This window comes from Enhygromyxa salina, assembly GCF_000737335.2.
Lineage (GTDB): Bacteria > Myxococcota_A > Polyangia > Nannocystales > Nannocystaceae > Plesiocystis > Plesiocystis salina_C.
The window spans coordinates 1-15,559 of record NZ_JMCC02000153.1 but is presented as its reverse complement, the minus strand read 5'-3'; the positions used below and the strand labels follow the sequence as shown (position 1 = coordinate 15,559).

11 protein-coding genes are annotated in these 15,559 nt (G+C 67.1%); 2 read left to right on the top strand and 9 right to left on the bottom strand.

Going from position 1 to position 15,559, the window contains the following annotated elements; all coding sequences use genetic code 11:
* From DB30_RS37780 to DB30_RS37740, 9 genes are all read right to left on the bottom strand, one after another.
* Positions 1-1,327 (bottom strand): CotH kinase family protein (locus DB30_RS37780; protein ID WP_205633159.1); only part of this gene is annotated, 1,327 nt, incomplete at its 3' end.
* Between the two features lie 34 nt (positions 1,328-1,361).
* On the bottom strand, positions 1,362-1,931 hold the full coding sequence (locus DB30_RS37775) for a cupredoxin domain-containing protein (protein WP_052558548.1): 570 nt from the start codon (positions 1,929-1,931) through the stop codon (positions 1,362-1,364).
* 115 nt (positions 1,932-2,046) lie between these two features.
* Complete coding sequence (locus tag DB30_RS37770) at positions 2,047-3,690, bottom strand: TolC family protein (RefSeq protein WP_165704137.1); 1,644 nt, start codon at positions 3,688-3,690, stop codon at positions 2,047-2,049.
* A gap of 54 nt (positions 3,691-3,744) precedes the next feature.
* Positions 3,745-6,888, bottom strand: a complete 3,144-nt coding sequence (locus DB30_RS37765; protein WP_052558541.1) for an efflux RND transporter permease subunit — start codon at positions 6,886-6,888, stop codon at positions 3,745-3,747.
* Between the two features lie 15 nt (positions 6,889-6,903).
* Complete coding sequence (locus tag DB30_RS37760) at positions 6,904-7,899, bottom strand: efflux RND transporter periplasmic adaptor subunit (RefSeq protein WP_165704136.1); 996 nt, start codon at positions 7,897-7,899, stop codon at positions 6,904-6,906.
* A gap of 26 nt (positions 7,900-7,925) precedes the next feature.
* Entirely contained in the window at positions 7,926-8,516 is a 591-nt protein-coding gene (locus DB30_RS37755) for a TetR/AcrR family transcriptional regulator (RefSeq protein WP_165704135.1), read from the bottom strand.
* A gap of 312 nt (positions 8,517-8,828) precedes the next feature.
* The gene (locus DB30_RS37750) at positions 8,829-9,851 is read right to left on the bottom strand and encodes a hypothetical protein (protein WP_146662461.1); all 1,023 of its coding nucleotides are present in this window, start codon (positions 9,849-9,851) and stop codon (positions 8,829-8,831) included.
* On the bottom strand, positions 9,820-10,257 hold the full coding sequence (locus tag DB30_RS37745; RefSeq protein ID WP_052558526.1) for a CBS domain-containing protein: 438 nt from the start codon (positions 10,255-10,257) through the stop codon (positions 9,820-9,822). Before DB30_RS37745 ends, DB30_RS37750 begins: the two co-directional genes overlap by 32 nt.
* Before the next feature lie 91 nt (positions 10,258-10,348).
* The gene (locus DB30_RS37740; RefSeq protein WP_146662459.1) at positions 10,349-12,829 is read right to left on the bottom strand and encodes a penicillin acylase family protein; all 2,481 of its coding nucleotides are present in this window, start codon (positions 12,827-12,829) and stop codon (positions 10,349-10,351) included.
* Positions 12,830-13,286: 457 nt separating this feature from the next.
* On the opposite strand from DB30_RS37740, the gene DB30_RS37735 reads away from it, so the two are divergent.
* Together DB30_RS37735 and DB30_RS37730 are read left to right on the top strand one after the other, a co-directional pair.
* The gene (locus tag DB30_RS37735; RefSeq protein ID WP_052558519.1) at positions 13,287-14,555 is read left to right on the top strand and encodes a serine/threonine-protein kinase; all 1,269 of its coding nucleotides are present in this window, start codon (positions 13,287-13,289) and stop codon (positions 14,553-14,555) included.
* On the top strand, positions 14,494-15,559 hold a 1,066-nt coding region (locus tag DB30_RS37730), incomplete at its 3' end, for a tetratricopeptide repeat protein (protein ID WP_146662457.1). The genes DB30_RS37735 and DB30_RS37730, both read left to right, overlap by 62 nt.

Sequence of the window (15,559 nt, the reverse complement as noted above, 5' to 3'; positions counted from 1 at the left end):
CCGGCGGCCGACGCGACCTACTCGCCTCGTCGGTCTGAGGCGCGAGCCTCGCTAAATCTGGGTCTTCTTGGACCGCCGCGTCGATCTGGTTGGCGTAGAAATCCACGCGGCTGTCCAGCTCCTCCTGCGTAAAGAGCGTATTGAGGAATTCCTGGGCGGCCGCCGTCCACTCGTCGTGCCGCTGCGTGACGATGCGCCGGATGAAGTCATCACACATCGCCGGGTAGCGATTGACGCCCCCGAAGGTTGGAATTCCAGCGCAGCTCCCCGGCGCTTCGTTCCACACGGGCGTGCCGTACTGGGTGACGATTGGGTTGGGGTAATCGAAGGTGCGGTCGAGATCCCAGGGGATCAACCACACCCGATCCGCAAGGGTCTCTTCGTACCAATAAAAATTATGGTTTCCGGCCGGCAGCCCATAGAGCCCAACAATGCCGTCCCAATTCTCAATCGCGCGATCAACCGCGATGTAGCGCATCAACGCGTCGGCGTCCATCCACTGCTCGATCACGCCGTTGAAGCCCGCGTCGCCGCCAGCGGCCAGCGCTGAGGCGAACGCGACCATCTTCGCGGCGCTGGGGTCTTGGTCTTCGTTGGTCTCGAGCGCGCTCAGGTAGGCGCCCTCCCACTGGTGGACCGGCCAGACCTCTTTGTAGACGTTTCCGTCGCCGTCGGCCGGGAACCTGTCATCCGTAAACCGGCCGTCGATCTGCTCGACGACGATGAACAGCCCGACGAGCTCACCGTTGATCAGCAGCCGCGCGTGCACGGCCCGCGGCGCGATCACGCCGTTGTCACGAAACAGATTGTAGCCAAGCCGATCGTGCAACTTGGAGGTGTCGCCCCCGCCCGCGCCCGACATCGCGTGAAAGTTGAGGCGCTTGAGACCATGGAACAGCGGGCCGTTGGTGTACTCGGTGAACTTGAGCTTCATCGAGATCTTTGGGCACACTTGGTTGCCCTGGCCGTCAAAGCACCAATATAGGCTGCCGTAGCCGCCCTTGTAGCGCACGCCGATCGGACCCCAGGTCTGACCCTCGAAGTGCAGCTGCGCGGGCACGTAGATCTCGGCGGTTGGATCCTCGTTGAGCTGCGCCCAGTCGGCCGGGGCGATCTCGAGCTCGTAGGTGCGCAGCTCGTTCTGGTCGAACACGTAGGTGGCGTCTGGATCGCCGTCGCCGTCGCCTGGATCACCGTCGCCGTCGCCTGGATCGCCGTCTCCCGGATTACCTTCGCCGCCCGTGTCGGTCTCCCCGTCTACCCCGGACGCCGGGGGGCCGCATCCGAGCGCCACCACCAAACCGACGATGAGCCCTCGCTTGCGCACGAGACCAAGCTACCACATCCGCCCGAGCGGCCACTCAGGGCCCGGCCCACTCGAGCCCGGCGCGCTTGCACACCGGCTCGCACCCCTCGCCATTGGGGCGGTGGTCCGCATAGACGAACGCCGCGCTCTGCTCGACGATCGTCTGATCGCCATGGGTGTGGACCACATGGACCTTCGCCGGCTGCCCGTGAAATGACAGCTGCCAGCGAAACTCACCCGGGATGGGCTCCTCGGTGTAGCCAACTGCCCCGTCCATCGTCATCTCGCGGCCCTGCATCGCTGGGCCGAAGCTGAGCTCGACCCCTTCCGAGCACTCGCCGCGTGCGGTCTGAGTCTCGGTCGTGAACTCGACGGTGCAGGTCTTCGCCTCGCCGTCGAGCTCGATCGCAAACGAGTGGGTGCCGAGCGGGGCCCCTGCCGCCGTCAGCTTGGTCGTGACCGTGGCCTCGTCGGCGCACCCCATCGACGTGCAGATGCGCGGCTCTTGCTTGCCAGGGTTGGGGTCCCCGCCCTCGCCCGAGGTGTGCTGACAGCCGAACCCTGCGAGTGAGGCGAGCGACGCGAGGGTCAGCGCGGAGGCGAGGCGTGGGATCGAGAGCGGCATCGCGGACATGGTAGCTCACGCGATGAGGATGACCGGACGGGAGTCTCCGCAATGAGCTGCCCGTCGCCGCGGACTGGTCTTCCCGGCCGCGGGCCGAGAGTCACCCTCGAAGCGCTCAGCGAGCGTCAGCGCCCGGCTCGATCGGCTGCAGCCGCCCGGTCGCATACATCAGCTTGATGTTCGCCCGCCGCAGGTCGATCTTCGCGTTGATATTCCGCAGCGTCGCGTCAACCCGCTCGTACTCCGCGTCCAGAATGTCCGTCGTGGTCGCGTCGCCAACCTGATACAGATCTACGGCGACCCGATACCCCTCGATCGCAGACTCGGTGGCCCGCTCGTTGTACTCGAGCTCGGCCATCACGCTGATCCGCTCGGCGTGGGCGGCCGCGACCTCGAGCGCCAGCCCGCGGCGCAGGGCCTCGCGCTGGGCATCCAGCCCGCGCTTGTTGGCCTCGAGCTCCTTGAGCTTCATCTTGCTGTTGATCGCTTCGTTCATCACGAACGTCAGCGCCACCCCAGCGCTCCACGAGCCCTTGAACACGGCCTCGAGCGGGAAGAAGCGCTGGTTGGGGTTGGCGTAGGTGGCCTCGGCGAACCCGTCCAGGCGCGGATAGTAGCCAGCGCGGGTGGTCTTGATGCCGTACTCCAGCGCCTCGGTCGACGACTCGAACGCGCGCATCTCATAGCGCTGATCTTCGGCCTCTTGGATCATGCGCGGAAGATCGTCGGCGTCGGCCAGCGGGGACACGGGGGTCAGCAGCTGCTCGCCGATCTCGTAGCGCTCGAACTCCGACTCGCCCATCTGCAGAGCCAGCGCCTGCTCGGCGAGCAGCCTGTAGTTCTCGGCGCGGATCGTTGCCGCGGTCAAAGTTGCAACGGCGGCGTCGAGCCGCATGACGTCGGCCTTGGACGCGACCCCAGCCTCGAACCCAGCCTCGGCGTCCAGCAGCCGGGCCTGAGTACGCAACAGCGACTCTTGCAGCGCGACGGTGCTGGCGATCGTGCGAACCCAGTCGTAGTAGGCCAGCCGCGCGTCTTTTTGGGTGGTCAGCAGCTCGGCGGTTGTCGCAAACTCGGCGGCCTGGATTTGCGCCTTGCCAGCCTTCTTCGCCGTGGGTAACCGCGCGATGTAGTCCGAGATCGGCACGCCGATCTGCGCCTGCAAGGAGAAGGCGTTGAGCGGCGGCATTGGCAGGTCAAACTCCAACGGGACCGCGCCGACCGGCTGGCCCATTTGATCGACGACGCAGTTGAGCGGCGCGAAGTCGCCACACGGCCCATACGTGAGCAGCCCCTCATTTTGCGCGCCCACGATGAAGCCGCCCCCGCCCGTGTCGAAGTTGAGCTGGGCCTGCGACAGCCGGGTGTAGCTCGCGCTGGCCTCGACGTGGGGGATGAACTGATACAGCGTCTGATCCAGGCGGGCCTCGGCGGCCGCGACTTCGGCCTGCTTGGCGGCCAGCCCGGGCGAGCGCTCGACGCTGCGCTTGGCGACCTCGTCGGCCGTCAACCCACCCGCGACGGGCTGCAGCGCGGCGACGATCGGATCATCAAACGCGGCCACCTCCGGCTCGGCCGGGCCCTCGACCGCGGCGGGACCATCGAGGGTGTCCGGCGGACCAGCGGGCGGCGTCACCGGTGGGTCGACCTTTGGCGGCGGCGCTGCCAAGACAAGCGGCGGCGCGGCCCAGGCCAGGCTTGGCGCGCCCACGCCAGCAAGCGACGCAAGGAGGATCAACAGGCCACACGAACGGTTCATCACGGGCTCCATGAATTCAATTCAAGATCAGTCGGCCAACGGCGCGCGGCCGGGTCACTTCGACGGCGCGTCGCTGGACTCGGGCACTTCGGCCGGCTCCGGTTGCTCGGGTGCGCCCCCAAACAGGCGCCAGACCCCCGACAAGCGGGCGACCATGCGCTCCGAGATCAGATACACCGAGGGGATCACGACCAGCGTCAGCAAGGTCGAGGTGATCATCCCACCGATCACGCACACGGCCATGGGCGCCCGGGTCTCACCGCCCTCGGACAACGCCAGAGCGATCGGCAACATCCCGAACACGGTCGCTGCCGCGGTCATGAAGATCGGCCGCAGGCGCACGCGCCCCGCCTTGGCCAGCGCGTCCTCGAGGGTGGCGCCGTGCTTGCGCTCCTCGTTGGCAAAGTCCACGAGCAAGATCGCGGCCTTGGTGACCAACCCCATCAACATGATCACGCCAATGAAGCTGAAGATGTTGAGCGTCATGCCCGACACCCAGATCCCACCGAACGCGCCGATCACCGACAGCGGCAGCGAGACCATGATGACCAGCGGCTGCGTGAAGCTGTCAAACTGCGCGGCGAGGATCATGTAGACGAGGATCGCGGCGAGCCCAAGCACCGCGAGCATCGCGGCGAACGACTCTTCCATCATCTCGGCGTTGCCGATCCACCCGGTGTCGAGCTCGGGCGGCACGACCTCGGCGGCCTTTTGTTCGACGATCTCCATGGCCTCGGCGAGCGGCAGCCCGTCGAGGTCGGCGAGCACGACGATCTGCCGCTGACGGGACTGTCGCTCGATCTCGCTGGGCCCGGTGCTCTCGACGATGTGCACGACGTTGGCCAGATCGACCAGCTGCCCGGTCGTCGCGCGGATCGTGATGCCGTCGAGGCTGCGCAGCGCGTCGCGGTGGCGGCGGGGCAGCTGCACGACGATGTCGTAGACGTCGCCGCCGTCCTTGAGCGTGCCGATTGGATCGGCGGCCATCAGGCTGCGCAAGCTCGCGGCGATCTGCGCGACCGGAACCCCGAGGTCGGCGGCGCGCTCACGGTCAATCTCGATCGCCAGCTCCGGCTTGCCGCCCGTGTAGGTGGTGTCGACGTCGACGAAGCCCTCGATGCCACCGATGTGCTCGGCCAGCGCGTCGGCGGCCCGAACCATCTTGTCCATGTCGCTGCCGCGGATCGTGAACTGGATCTGCTGCTGGCGGAAGCCCTCGCCGCCGAAGGGATCGATCATCTCGACCCCCACCTCGATGTCTTGCTCGGCCAGGTCGGCGAGGCGCTCGCGGACCCAAGCCATGCCTTCGGCCTGACTCCAGCTGCGCGCGCGGGCGCCCTCCAGCGCGACGTTGATCCGCGCCTGGCTGACCTGGGCCGCGCCGGCGCCGACCGTCGTGAAGGTGTCACGGACCCCCGGCAGGTTCTCGCGGACGTCGGCCGCGACGGCTTCGGCGATCTCGCTGGTGGCCTCGAGCGAGGTCCCGGTCGGCATCTCAATCGAGATCGCGAACTCCCCGCGATCTTCGGCGGGGATGAATTCGCCGGGGACCTGGCTGACGACCACGACCGAGAGCGCGAGGGTGCCGAGGGCCGCGCCGACCGTCAGCCACGGCCAGCGCAGGGCCTTGCGAACCAGCCACACATAGGCGTTCTCAAACCCCAAGAACCCGCGATCGAAGGCCCGCGCGAGGATGAACTTGCGGTGCGTGACGCCGTGGCTCTGCTTCATGAACCGCGCCGACATCATCGGCGTGAGCGTGAAGCTGACCAGCATCGAGATCAGCACCGCGACGCTGACGGTGATGCCGAACTCGTAGAAGAAGCGCCCGATGATCCCCGACATGTACGCGACCGGCACGAACACGGCGACGATCGAGAGCGTGGTAGCGATGACCGCGAACGCGATCTCGTTGGTGGCCTCGCGCGCCGCCTGCATCCGCGGCTTGCCCAGCTCTTCGTTGTGGCGATAGATGTTCTCGATCACCACGATCGCGTCGTCGACGAGGATCCCGATCGACAGCGACATCGCCAACATCGTGATGTTGTTGAGCGTGAAGCCCAAGAAGTTCATCGCCGCGAAGGTGCCGATCACGGAGGTTGGGATCGCCAGCGCCGAGATCAAGGTTGCGCGCCAGTCGTGCAAGAACACGAAGATGATCAGCACCGTGAGCCCGGCGCCAACCAGCAGATCGAGCTGGACGTCCTCGATCGCCTTGCGGATGAAGCTGGAGTTGTCGTTGGGGATCGCGTAGGTGACCCCGAGCTTCTCGAGCTGCGGTCCTAGCTCGATCATCTCTTCGCGCAGACGATCGGCGATCTCGACGGTGTTGGCCCCAGACTTCTTGCGCACGACCAGCGCCATGCCGGACTGGCCGTTCAAGAAGCTGGCCGAGCGGGCCTCTTCCATGTCGTCGACGACCTCGGCGACGTCGCCGATCCGGACCGCCGCGCCGCCGACACCCGTGATCACGATGTCGGTGATCTCGGCGACGGAGTGAACCTCGCCGCGGGTCGTGACCGTGAACTCGCGCGTGCCTTGGGTGACGTGACCGGCCGGCAGATCCAAGCTCTGTGAGCGCAGCGCCTGGGCCACGTCGTCGACAGCGAGCCCATAGCCAACGAGATCTGCGGGGTCGACCTCGATGCGGATCTGTCGCTCGCGCCCGCCGATCAAGTCGATGCTGCCAACCCCAGGGATCTGCTGCAGCTGCTGCTTGACGATCTTGTCGGCGATCCGCGTGAGCTCCGAGGCCGGCAGGTTGGAGGCCAGCGCGACCGAGGCGATCGGCGCCGAGCCGGTGTCGAAGCGCTGGATGACCGGCGGATCGATGCCCGGCGGCAGGTCGCGCTCGATCGCCGCGATCTTGTCCTTGACCTCTTGCAGCGCCTGCTCGGACTTGACCTCGAGCTCGAACTCGATCACGACCACGGTCACGCCCTCGAGGTTGCGCGAGGTCATGCGCTTGATCCCCGCGACGCCCTGGATCGCCTCTTCGATCGGCTCGGCGATCTTGCTCTCCATCGTCATGGGATCGGCACCCGGGTAGACGACGGTGGCGGACACGACCGGGAAGTCGATCGCCGGGTACAAGTCCACGCCAAGGCGCGGGTACGCGAACATGCCGAACACGACCAGGGCCATGATCAACATGGCGGCGAACACAGGGCGCTTGACCGATACGTCGACGAGCTTCATGGCGTGGTCCTTGGCCTAGCCGGCCCGGTTGTGTGGTCCACCGATCATCGCGGTCGGGGCGGTCGGGGCGGTTGGGGCGGTATCTTGCTCGGACGCGGCGTCCGAGGGTGCTGGCGCAGTATCCGAAGACTTCGGGGCGTCGCTTGGCGTGGGGGCCTTGATCGCAACCTCGACCGACATCCCCGACTTGATGCGCAGGTCTGGGTTGGCGACGTCGATGATCAGCTCGATCGTGCGCGAGCGTGGATCCACGGTGTTGCCGATCCGCGTGATCGGAACCTCGAGGTCGAGGTCGAGGGCCGGAAAGTGCACGCTGATCGGGCTGCCAATGTCGATCTCGCGCAGCTTGAGCTCGGGCACGCGCACCCGCACCTCGACGGTCGAGATGTCGTCGATGACCAGCACGATCGTGGGCGGCATCATGGTCGCGACCTCGCCAACGTTCTTGTGCTTCGCGGTCACGATCCCGGAGATCGGGCTCTCGACGCTGAGGTCGCTGGTTCGCGAGCGGGCCAGCGCGGTGCCGGCCTTGGCCTGCTTGACGCCAGCTTTGGCCGCCTCGACCCCGGCCTCGGCGCGCTCGAGGTTGGCGCTGCCAACCGAGCCGCGCTCGGCCAGCTTGCGGGTCCGCTCGGCCTCGCGCTCGGCCTCGGCGAGCTGTAGCTCCGCGGACGCGACCACGGACTGGGCCTGCGACACCGCCAGCTGAACCGACGAGCCCTCGATGCGAAACAGGCGCTGACCCGCTTCGACGGTGTCGCCCTCTTCGACGGCGATGCTGGCGATCACACCGGTCATGCCGGGCGCGAGCTCGACGTGGTGCTTGGCGCGGACGGTGCCGACCCAGCGGTGGCTCGAGCTCGCGTGGGTACCGGCGGCGCCCGCCGTGTCGACGGGGGCCGTGATCTCGGCGCGTGGCGGCGCGGTCTCACCGGTCGCGGCGGGCAGCGGCGCCTCGTCGGCTTGCTGATCGCAGCCGACCAACACAGACAGGGAGAGCGCCAGTGGCATCAGCAGTCGGAACTTGTTTGTATGCGTCATCGCGGTGTCGCCCCGTTCAAGAAGATTTCCATGATCAGGTCCGTTTTGGTGCGCAGCCCAGGCTGACAGCCGCCGACGATCCAATCGGTGATCGCCCCGTGCATCAGCCCGCCAAACACCCACGCCAGGGTCTGCGCTGGAAAGTCACCCCGGACGCGGTCGCCTGCCTCGGCGATCGAGCCCGCGATCAAGCCCAGGAGTTGCTGGCGAAATTCCTCGTCGCCGCTGTCGTCACACCGCCTGAAGTCCATCGGGTTGGCGCCCAGCTGCATGTAAATTGTGAACAGCACGCCGTGCTCTTCCAGAAACTCGAACATCACGCGCACGACCTCTCGCAGGCGCGTCAGCGGATCTTCAACGATGGCGTGCTGGGCCAGCGCTGCGGCCAGGCGCGCGCGGCCGTCCTCGAGGATCGACTGGAAGATCTCTTCTTTGCTCGAGAAGTAGTTGTAGAGCGTGCCCGTTGCGACGCCGGCCTCGGTCGCAATGTCGGCGATCTTGGTCTCGTGAAATCCCGTCTGACCGAAGATCCGCATCGCCGCTTCGACGATTGCTTGTCGGTAGACTGCGCGGCTCTCTTCCCGCACGGAGCGGCGGCTGCGTTTTGATGGTTGTGCACCAGACATGATCGATAGCGCGCGAGTGTGACGGGCGCCACAAACAGCGTTCGGGGAGTCGGTTCATGATATGAATCTTGATTCATGTCAAGATGCGGAACAGCACGATCACACTTACATGAGTAATTTCAACAGTTTACGTACGAACGGCTGACACCTTCATGGGTCTGGGGGGCGAACGAGATCAGCCTGAGTTCACCCGCACGAACCCAGACTCACCCAAGATGACCCGCATGCGACCGAGGTCTCATGCTGGCGAGCGCCCGGTCGAGCTGCTTGATATCACGCGTCCTCGAACAAGGCCGAGGCGTGCGTCACTTCGCGGGCCCGTCGGCCCCAGCGCTCGAGGGTTGCGTGCTCTTCGCACGCACGGATGCGCGCTTCACTGGCCGCGTCGCACTCGACACCGCGGACCTCGAGCAGCGCGAGGACCAGCTCCACGAAGGCTTCACGCCGCCCGTGCTCTCGGCCCTCCTGACGCCCGTGCTCTCGGCCCAGCATGTAGGTGCCGCTGTTTCGTTCGATCTCCCAGATTTCTTCTTTCTCTTCCATGTTCAGCTCTCGTTTCAGGGTGTCCCGCTCTGGCACCGACAGCGCCGCCAATATCGTACCTATATAGGACTTCCGCTGCTTCTCTGGAAGTCGCATGCACGCGTGCACACCAATTTGCGCGGCCTCGATGTCGCCGTGATGGCCATGCACGGCTGCAACTAGCGCGGCTGCGGTCGGCCACTGCTGCGCCCGCTCGAGGCTCAGCTTTGGGACGGTGTCGACGTCGAGCAACAACACGTCGACCCGTGGCGGCAGACCCACCATCCACTCCCGAATCGCCGCCGACATGCGCTGATTGTAGGAGACCACGACCATCCATGTCGGGAGCTTGTAGGTATCGGCCAGAACAGCCTGATAGTACGGGAGCCGCCAACGCTTGATGTAGGCGTAGCCCCCCTGCGCTTCGACGCCGATCACAATTCCGATGCCGGGCTCACCTTTGACGTCGTAAACCAGCACCAGATCGGGGTAGCGCACGACAACTTTGTCGGGATGTTCGGGATCTTCGCATTCGACTTCACCTTGGCGGGGCTTGGGTGTCCCACTTGTGGGCCGCTCGATGCCGAGCAGATCGAAGGCGAGCCACGGATCATCCCGAAACAGCTCGAGGGTCCCTTGATGGAGCTTACCGGGCACATCTGCGGTATCGGCCCCCGTAGATCTGCTTTGCAGGTTTTTTTCAGCTCGGGCGAGTTTTTTTGAGACCCGCGACCGCGCGGGTCTACTCGTTCTCGTCGAACAGCCGGCGCGCATACTCGAGCACGTCGACGTAGCTGATGATCCCGACCAACTCGTCGGTTGTGCGGTCAACGACCGGCACGGCGCCGATCCTGTACTCGATCATCACGCCGATCACATCGCTGACGCTCTCTGCGGTGTCGACGGTGATCATGTCGCTGTTCATTGCCTCGCTCACAGGCGTGTCGAGGATGTCGTTGGCGCGGGTGCGATCGTCGTCGCTCAGGTACTCGATCTCGAGCATCACCGGGATCCGATACTCCCGAAGGTCGCGGTCGCTGAGGATCCCGACCAAGGTGGTGCCGTCAACGACTGGCAGGTGGCGGATGTCGCTGTCCTCGATCAGGCGGATCGCATCACGGACCGTGGTGGTCGGCGTCACGGTCAGCACGGAGCGCGTCATGATCGTCTGGGCGGTCATGCGGCCCGCATAGCACGGCGGGGATGCGTTGGGCGTGGTGGCGGACAGGCGTCGCAAGAGTTGCGGGCCCCGCTGGATCACGCGCCTTCGGTCAGGGCAGCGGCTCGCCGCCAGCGACGTCGTACTCGACCAGGTTTGGATCCGCCGCGATGTCCGCTTCGTCCCACAACATCGCGCGCCACTGCTTTTGTGAGAACAGCTCGGTCTGATCCTGATACCAGCCCGAGTCGACCTCGTTCGATTGCGAGTAGCTCAACAGCGCCCGCCCACGCGGGCCGTCGTCGGTGAACTCCATGCACATGATGAAGCTGGTCCCATAGTTGATCTGGTAGCCGTCCATGGTGAGATCGGTCTGATCCCACACAACCTCGGCGCGGGGGATCTCCGTGGTCAGGTCGCTGCGCAGCTGCGAGTGGGTGATCAGGTTGGTGATGCCCTCGGACGCGTTGCCGCCGTGGATCGGGATGACCTGTCCGCCCTTGCGCGCGAACTGGGCCTCGCCAAGCGGGGCGTCGAGGGCGATCCCAGCTTGGTCGAGGCGCTGCACGGCCGCAGCGAGGGCGTCGAGCGGATGGTCGCCGTCGGCGAGGGTGTTGGGCGTGTCGACTGGATCACCGGCGTCGAAGCCGTTCGCAAACAGGGTGCCGGTGTCCTTGAACGCGTCGGCGTCGAAGTCGCCAAGTAGCTCGCGCCAGATCACGGCGCCGACGCTGTCGAGATCCAGCTTGCCGTCCCACGTTGCGAGCAGGTCGCAAGCCTCGGCGATGTCGACGATCTCACCGCCGCCGATGTCCCACACGTCGACGCCCGTGCAGCGCGCGACCAGCTCGTCGCGCAGGAGCTGGGCGGTGTAGCCCCCGTTGGACAGCGCGGCCGTCGTCAGCTCGTCGAGGTCGAGCTTGCCGTCGGCGCCCGCGAAGCCGTAGCCCGCGTCGGCGTTCAGCAGGTCGAGCAAGGTGCGTGCGTTCATGCGCGTGCGCATCGACCGAGCGGTGCCCTCGAACCCGTGCAAGGGCGAGTAGCCGGTCAGCGGCGCGAGCGGGTTGCTGAGCCAGTGGCTGTCGTTGGCGTTGAACACGAAGTCGCTGCGCTCGAGCTGCGGCATGTTGGCGGGGGCGATCAGCCCGGGGCTGCGCGCGCCGGGATCGTCTTGCCACTCGTCGCGGCTGTCGCTGCCGTCGAGCAGCCAGATGTCTTGATCCGCGAGGGCCTTCGTGAAGCCCGAGGCGCTGCGCTCGTACCAAGCGTCGATCGCCGCCTGCGAGAGGTTGGGCGCCGGCGTCGAGTCCATGTACCAAGCCCGACCGTCAGCCGAGGCGGCCATGGTGTTGACCCACGGGACCCCGGCGACGTCCATGTGCACCTGCTGAAATTCCTCGAGGCTGGTGCTCATGTTCATGCGCAGGAACTGCTCGATGAGCACGAAATTATCGATGTTGGCGTCGCGGTAGCTGAGCGCGAGCGCGCTGGTCCAATAGAAAGGATCGAGCGCCGCCATCGGCCCGTAGTGGGTTCGCCACATCGTGCGGGTCTCGGTCGTGATCGTGCCGTCGTCCTCCAACACATCGATCGTGAACGGCTCGGACTGCATGTCGAGCACCTCGCCGTCGTAGTAGTACTTGGTCGACTCGCCGGGCGGTGAGGTGATCTCATAGAGGGTGAGGCGGTGGCCGTCGGACACGGTGTGGGTCCAGGCCACGTGCTCGTTGAAGCCGATCAGCACGCCCGGGACCCCGAGCAGACCGACGCCGTAGACCTCGAACTCGCCGGGGATCCGCAGGTGGCTCTCCCACAGCTGCAGCTCGCCCTCCCACGGAAAGTGTGGGTTGCCCATGACCATGCCACGACCGGTCGCGGTGACGTCGCTGCCAAACGCCCAGCCGTTGCTGCCGAGCTCGCTGCGGTGGCTCGTGAGCGAGGAGTAGTGCGGGGCCGGATCCGCTGGCGCGGCGCCGCCGGGTGGCTGCGCCGAGCCGACCGCGGTGATCGTTTGGCGGCTGCTCGCGAGCAAGCCAAGATCAATGTAGTAGGCGAACAGATCAATGTGATCGATCTGCGTGGGCACCCACGCCTGGTCATCACAGTCGCCGCCAATCTTGCCCTCGGCCAGCGCCTGGTTGTAGCCGGCGGCGTAGCCCATGATCGCCTCTTGCACGGTGGCGTCGAGCTGCAAAAATTGCTGCTGCGCGAGCTCGTAGACGTGCAGGTGCAGGTACGCGAGATCGGTATAGATGTTGACGTTGGCCTCGCCGGCGCCAAACCAGCGCGATCGCTCGCTGCGGACCTTGACGATCTGATCCGCGAGCAGGCAGCCCTTGTCTTCGGTGAACGCGTAGGCCTGGCCAAACGCGAGGCTGCCCCAGTTGTCTGCGGTGACGTGAGCGACGCCGTGGCTGGTCCGACGGATGTTGGCGGTGTAGCGGGCGTCCTCGGTGCCGGTCTCGCCGGTGCCGGCGGTCTCGCCGGTGTCGGCGGGCGCGTCGTCGCTGCACGCGAGCGGGAGCAACAGCGCGAGCATGCAAGACAGCCGCGCCGGGCTCTGGACGAGGGGTGCCAACAACGGAATTCGCATGCCAAACGGTAGAGTCGCCCGGATCAGCGGTCAACGTGGCACCCCGAACACGGCCTGGACCCGCGCGAACGCCACGCTCGCTCGGGGCGCGAGAGGCTGTCGCAGCCGAGCGTCGCGGCTGAGGGTGTGTCCGCGACGGCGCTATCGCTGCGGCACGCGAGTTTGCAGCGCTCCCGAGTTGGATGCCGCCTGACGATCGGCCTGGCGATCACGGGTGCGTCGGAGCTCTCGGCTGTAACGACGATGACGAGATCGGCACACCACACGCGCGCAACGACGAGGAGGACGGCCCAGGCTTCGCCCCCCGCCTCGAAGGGTTAGGAACAACGGTAGCGCTGGGACCGGGCCCGCGAGCCGTAACTCGCAAACACCACGCGCGCGTGGTTGCCGAGCCCGCGTTCGAGTGCCCGGCCCTAACAACCGTACGCACAGACCCGTTGTCTGCTAGCGTAGCGATGTGTTCGATGACAGCTTGACGGCAGGACGCCTCGAGCAGCAGGCGCGCCCCGACGCGCCGATGGTCACGCTCGGCGACAGCTACGAAGACCTCCGCGGCGACGCGGGTCAGCACAGGCAGCTCGGTGTTGGCGAGCGCTTCGCAGGTTTTGAAGTCCGCGGTGTGTTGGGCCACGGGGCCATGGGCGTGGTCTATGACGCTTGGGATCCGGCCGCCGAGCGAAGGGTCGCGCTCAAGCTGCTGCGTTCGCCCAGCCGGCGGGCCGCCGAGCGAGTCCTGCGAGACGCGCGGGCGCTCGCGCGCTTGGATCACCCGGCCGTCGTGCGGATCTGGGCGGCCGACGTTCACCGCGGGGCGCTGTACTTGGCGATGGAGCTGGTCGAAGGCAAAAACCTCCGCGAGTGGATGCAGACCCCGCGGCCGTGGGGCGAGGTCCTGCCCGTGTTGATCAGCGCGGGCCAGGGGCTCGCGGCCGCGCACGCGGCCGGTGTGATCCACCGCGACTTCAAGCCAGAGAACGTGCTGGTTGGCTGGGACGGGCAGGTGCGGGTGCTCGACTTTGGCATCGCGAGGATCGCGGGCGAGCCCACCAAGCACGGAAGCGGTGCAGCCCAAGACGATCAAGCCGACGACAGCGTCGACACGAGCGGAGAGGCCAGCTGCGGGGCGGGCCCACTCAGCGGCAGCTTCGCGGCGCTGCCGATCGACGCCGCCGACCAAGCCGCGCCCGACGAGGCCGAGGCGCTGACCCTTGTCCGGTACTTCGCGCCCGAACAGCACATGCACGAGCGCGCCGACGAACGCTCGGATCAGTTCACGTTTTGCTTGACCTTGTGCGAGGCGATCCAGGGCCGGCACCCGGTCCAGGCCCGCACCGCGCAACAGCTGGCCCAGCGGGTCCGGGACGGCGAGATCGCCCTGCCCGCCAAGGCGCCGCGCTGGCTCAACCGGGTGCTGCTCCGCGGTCTGTCCGTCGCGCCCGACGACCGCTTCGCAACAATGGAGGACCTGCTCGACGCGCTCGAGCGACACCCCTCGCGTCGGCGTCGGCACAAGCGCTTCGCCGCGATCGGGGCCATCGCGCTGACCGCTGTCGCGCTTGGGATCATGCTCCCGCGGGCCGGGGCCGTCGACGCCTGCGTCAACGTCCAGCGCGAGCTCGATGCGACCCTGGGACCCAAAGCGCAGGCCCAGCTCGCGGCTCGGTTTGGTCAGCTGGATCCAGCCCAGCGGGCTCGATCCGGCGGCACGCGGGGCGGCCACCGGTGAGCGCGTCGTCGCGGCGCTCGACGCTTGGGCCAAAGGTTGGGTCGAGGCCCGCCGCGCGAGCTGCCAGAGCCGCCACACCCACCGCGACGCGTCGGCGCTGGACCTGCGCCGCGCGACCTGCCTGAGCGATCAGCTGTCACAGGTCAGCGCGCTCGTGGCCGCGCTCGAGCAGGCCGAAGACCGCACGCTGCGAAACGCGGCGCGAACCCTCGCGGCCCTGCCCGAGCCGCAACGTTGCGCGGGCGATGATCCGCCGGCCGCGCGTCGCCACGTCGAAGCTGCGGCCGGGTTGATCACCGAGCTCGAGCAGCTGAGTTGGCTGACGCTCGCTGGCAGCGACGCCCAGACGCGATCGCGCGCCGAAGATCTCGTCGCCAAGCTACGCGCGCTTCCGGCTGACCCAGCGAGCGGATCGTTGCTGGCCGAAGCACTCATTTCCCTCGCGGTCGCCGAGCGCGACGACGATGCGCTCACCGACGCCGAGGCCCACCTGCGTGAAGCCGTGCGCGTGTCGGAGCGGGTCGGGGCCGACGGCGTGCGGGCCCGGGCAATGGTCGAGCTGGGTTGGACCTTGGGGTCGGGCCTTGGGTTGGGCCACGCACGAGCGAGCGAAGCGGTCGCGATACTCGAGCACGCCGCCGCGCTGCTCGAGCGGATCGGCAACCCAACCTTCGAGCGCCAGCGCCAGCGCCACGCGCTCGCCAACGCGTTGCTGGCTGCGGGCCAAGCCGCGCGCGCGCGCGAGCTGTTCGAGGGCCTGCTCGCCGAGATGCAAGAACGCGGCTTCGACGAGGCCGCCCCCGCCAGCGTGTTGCTCAGCCTCAGCCGCGTGGCCGCGCTGGAGGGTGACCTCTCGCTCTCGCTGCGCCATGCCCAGGCCGCGCTCGACAGCTACGAGCGCCACGTCGGACCCGACAGCCCGGCGGTCGCCGAGGCGCTGCGCGAGGTCGCGGCGGCCCAGACGGGCCTCGGTCATCACGAGGCCGCGCGCGCAAGCTCGAGCC

Coding starts and splice junctions, on each gene's coding strand:
- DB30_RS37775 (WP_052558548.1), bottom strand. CDS start 1,931: ATGCCGCTCTCGATCCCACGCCTCGCCTCCGCGCTGACCCTCGCGTCG.
- DB30_RS37770 (WP_165704137.1), bottom strand. CDS start 3,690: ATGAACCGTTCGTGTGGCCTGTTGATCCTCCTTGCGTCGCTTGCTGGC.
- DB30_RS37765 (WP_052558541.1), bottom strand. CDS start 6,888: ATGAAGCTCGTCGACGTATCGGTCAAGCGCCCTGTGTTCGCCGCCATG.
- DB30_RS37760 (WP_165704136.1), bottom strand. CDS start 7,899: ATGCCACTGGCGCTCTCCCTGTCTGTGTTGGTCGGCTGCGATCAGCAA.
- DB30_RS37750 (WP_146662461.1), bottom strand. CDS start 9,851: ATGCGCGCCGGCTGTTCGACGAGAACGAGTAGACCCGCGCGGTCGCGG.
- DB30_RS37745 (WP_052558526.1), bottom strand. CDS start 10,257: ATGACCGCCCAGACGATCATGACGCGCTCCGTGCTGACCGTGACGCCG.
- DB30_RS37740 (WP_146662459.1), bottom strand. CDS start 12,829: ATGCGAATTCCGTTGTTGGCACCCCTCGTCCAGAGCCCGGCGCGGCTG.